Source organism: Shigella sp. SIG6 (assembly GCF_053555815.1).
The window spans coordinates 1-1742 of sequence record NZ_JBQZXC010000253.1; the positions used below are offsets into that span (position 1 = coordinate 1).

2 protein-coding genes are annotated in these 1742 nt (G+C 43.7%); both read left to right on the top strand.

Features of this window, described 5'->3' with window-relative positions:
• Positions 1-396 (top strand): HlyD family efflux transporter periplasmic adaptor subunit (locus tag ACUU1M_RS20055; protein WP_449144775.1); only part of this gene is annotated, 396 nt, incomplete at its 5' end.
• Positions 393-1742, top strand: a 1350-nt coding sequence (locus ACUU1M_RS20060) for a DHA2 family efflux MFS transporter permease subunit (RefSeq protein ID WP_449144776.1), incomplete at its 3' end; no start/stop codon positions are given. The genes ACUU1M_RS20055 and ACUU1M_RS20060, both read left to right, overlap by 4 nt.

Consider the following 1742-nt stretch of genomic DNA (forward strand, 5'->3'; position numbering starts at 1 on the left):
GTGGTTCGTGCGCCGATTGATGGCATTGTCGCAAACCGCAGCGCCCATACAGGCAGTTGGGTGGAAGGCGGCACATCGTTAGTTTCACTAGTACCAGTCAGTGAGTTGTGGGTTGATGCAAATTATAAAGAAAACCAAATAGCGGGAATGAAGCCAGGAATGAAGGCTGAGATCCGTGCTGATATTCTCAAAGGGGAAGTGTTTCACGGTCACATTGAAAGCCTTTCCCCAGCGACAGGAGCCAGTTTCAGCTTGATTCCGATAGAAAATGCCACTGGCAATTTCACCAAAATTGTTCAGCGTGTCCCGGTACGGATTGCATTTGACGACGCAAAGGAATTAAAGCAACTTCTTCGCCCGGGACTGTCCGTCACCGTCAGTGTTGATGAGAGATGATGTCTATGCGTAAACATATTGCTTTCGCCAGTATGTGTATGGGATTATTTATTGCTCAGCTTGATATTCAAATTGTATCGTCATCCCTAAATGAAATAGGTGGTGGTCTGTCCGCAGGTAAAGACGAAATGGCCTGGCTTCAGACCAGCTATTTAATTGCTGAGATTATTGTTATTCCGCTCTCTGGGTGGCTGTCACGGGTATTTTCCACTCGTTGGCTTTTTACTCTATCCGCGGGAATATTTACTTTAATGAGTATCGCGTGTGGACTTGCATGGAATATTCAGATCATGATTTTGTTTCGTGCTTTACAGGGAGCTGCTGGCGCATCCATGATCCCTTTAGTTTTCACGACGGCGTTTATTTATTACCAGGGTAAAGAGTTGGGGTTGGCTGCTGCGGTAGTCAGTGCGCTGGCCTCACTGTCACCGACGCTAGGGCCAACTCTGGGGGGCTGGCTCACTGATAACCTCGACTGGCGATGGCTATTTTATATCAATATATTACCTGGCATATATTTAGTTTTGAGTATTCCTTTTCTGGTTAATTTTGATAAACCTGATCTCTCTTTACTGAAAGTTGCTGATTATCCGAGTATTATCCTGTTGGCCATGACTCTGGGATGTCTGGAATATACCCTTGAAGAAGGAGCGCGCTGGGGATGGCTGGATGATAATACTATTTTGCTGACATCAGTTCTGGCATTGGTGAGTTTTATTTTATTTGCTGCGCGTACACTTACAATATCCAATCCGATAATGGATCTTCATGCTTTTAAGGATAAAAATTTCACTCTGGGATGTTTTTTTTCTTTTTCTGGAGGGGTTGGGATATTCTCTACTGTATATTTAATACCTGTGTTTTTGGGACAGATTCGCGGATTAAATGCCGAAGAGATAGGTTTTGCCGTTTGCACAACAGGTATTTTCCAGTTATTTTCTGTTCCCTTTTACTTCTGGTTAAGTAAAAAAATAAATCTGCGATGGCTGTTGATGGCGGGGCTGGGCGGATTTGTGTTTTCAATGTATCTTTTTACCCCTATAACCCACGAATGGGGATGGCAGGAATTACTGTTTCCACAGGCAATTAGAGGGATTTCGCAGCAGTTTGCGATGGCCCCCATCGTAACATTAACGCTGGGGGGAATTCCAAAAGAACGGCTGAAGTTAGCCTCTGGTGTATTTAATTTAACACGTAATCTTGGGGGCGCGATTGGTATTGCCCTGTGTGGCTCTATTCTCAATAATCGAACTAATTTTCATTTTTCGAGAATGGGTGAAAAAATGGTTTCTGTTCCTCATACGGTGAATGACTTCATTTCCAGAAGTGCTTTATTTTTTAATCGC